The sequence below is a fragment of the Vibrio genomosp. F10 str. 9ZD137 genome, assembly GCF_049974785.1.
In the GTDB taxonomy this organism is placed as follows: Bacteria; Pseudomonadota; Gammaproteobacteria; order Enterobacterales; family Vibrionaceae; genus Vibrio.
The window spans coordinates 1-1,639 of the sequence record NZ_JBNGCJ010000533.1 but is presented as its reverse complement, the minus strand read 5'-3'; the positions used below and the strand labels follow the sequence as shown (position 1 = coordinate 1,639).

Sequence of the window (1,639 nt, the reverse complement as noted above, 5' to 3'; positions counted from 1 at the left end):
GACACTACTGCGGCGCAACGATCGAGCTGGCCGATGTTGTCCAGACCTGCCACTAATTCGGTTATATCGCTAGCGCCGTAGTGATGTCCAACCATTTCTGGAACGCAGTGAGTATGGTGTGCGTATTGGCCAATATGTAGAGGCCATACTTCTGCTCCCATTCGCTGCATTGAAAAGACCGCTGAATTGTTTCCGCTATGGCTGAAAACAAAGTGCGATTGAATAGACATAATACCTTTCATTAAGGTTTCCTCAGATGAACATCCGCCAAGTAACACGTTGAATTGGCTTCAAGGCCACCATAATAATGAGCAATAATGAATCGGATAACTCTCAAATAGAGGATCAAACCCTACGAATAAAGTGTGCCTCACCGCAGACGTTGTCGTGTTGTTTTGAATGGGTGAATGGGTGAATGGGTGAATGGGTGAATGGAGATTTGTAGGATGCCATCCATCATATGCGAGTTAGGCCGTGGTGGCGCTGCTTGTATTCTTCACCCAATGTCCCTAAAAGTATCCGAGCAAACGTTGAATTCAATGCCCCATGAAGTTATTTTCGGAGAGATATACCTCCCACCATTACTGCTTGTTAGTGCGCTTGCTTACGCCCTGACCAGCACGATCGCTCTGATCGGCAGCAAGTTTGGTTTGTATAAACATTTTGCTGCACCAGCGATTGTTGATCTAAGCCTCATGATTATCTTGATGGTTGTCATTAGCCATTTTATCCCTGTTCTATAGAGGAACAATCAGTGATTAAACGTTATCTACTCACTACCATACTCGCGTTAGTAGCAGGGTATGGCCTGATTACGCAGTACAACCTATATACTGAAAACCCATGGACAAGAGATGGACAGGTTCGAGCGTACATTATTGAAATTACGCCACGAGTGACCGGTCAGGTCGTCGACGTTCATATTCAAGATAACTCCAAAGTTAAACAAGGCGAGTTACTGTTTGAGATTGACGACAGTGTTTACCGAACGGCTCTACATAAAGCGCAGGCGTCTCTGCACCAAGCCAGTGCTCTTTTAAAAAAATCTCTAAATGAAGAGGCAAGGGCGCTTAACCTAGAGCGTCTTACTCCTGGGTCTTTACCGATATTGACGCTCAACAATTTGGAGGTTGCGGTAGAAACGGCAAAAGCCAATCAAGAGATCGCCAAGGCGATGGTTGACGAAGCCGAATTGAACTTATCCTTTACCAAAGTCTATGCACCTGCCGATGGTTATATTACCAACTTTACTTTACGGGTCGGTTCTCAAGTGATCGCCAATAGCCCAGTGGTGGCATTGATTGATGAACACAGTTTCTGGATAGAGGGCTTTTTCAAAGAAACCGATTTACAAGGCGTCGATCCGCAAGATCGCGCTATGGTGACCCTACTGACTCACAAAGACGTGTTGCTTGAGGGAGAAATCAAAAGCATAGGTTATGGGATAGCAAAACAAGACGGTAGTACAGGCAACGATCTCTTACCGAATGTAAATCCGAATTTTCAATGGATCCGCTTAGCGCAACGTATTCCCGTAAAAGTGAAATTGACGAAGGTACCAGAAAATATTCAACTGCGCGTCGGTTCGACTGCGTCGATCAAGATTATTAAAGGCAACTGAACTCAACGCTAAGAGATA

At 45.0% G+C, this 1,639-nt stretch carries 2 protein-coding genes and 1 pseudogene; 2 read left to right on the top strand and 1 reads right to left on the bottom strand.

Annotation, left to right across the window (positions count from 1 at the left end):
* Positions 1-242, bottom strand: a pseudogene (locus ACP45E_RS12945) (pyridoxal kinase); the annotation flags it as partial.
* A 288-nt stretch (positions 243-530) separates the two neighbouring features.
* On the opposite strand from ACP45E_RS12945, the gene ACP45E_RS12940 reads away from it, so the two are divergent.
* Positions 531-743, top strand: a complete 213-nt coding sequence (locus ACP45E_RS12940; protein WP_026026599.1) for a DUF1656 domain-containing protein — start codon at positions 531-533, stop codon at positions 741-743.
* An 11-nt stretch (positions 744-754) separates the two neighbouring features.
* Positions 755-1,621 carry an HlyD family secretion protein gene (locus ACP45E_RS12935; RefSeq protein WP_017035950.1) on the top strand — a complete coding sequence of 289 codons (867 nt, stop codon included), beginning with the start codon at positions 755-757 and terminating at the stop codon, positions 1,619-1,621.
* Positions 1,622-1,639 lie beyond the last annotated feature (18 nt).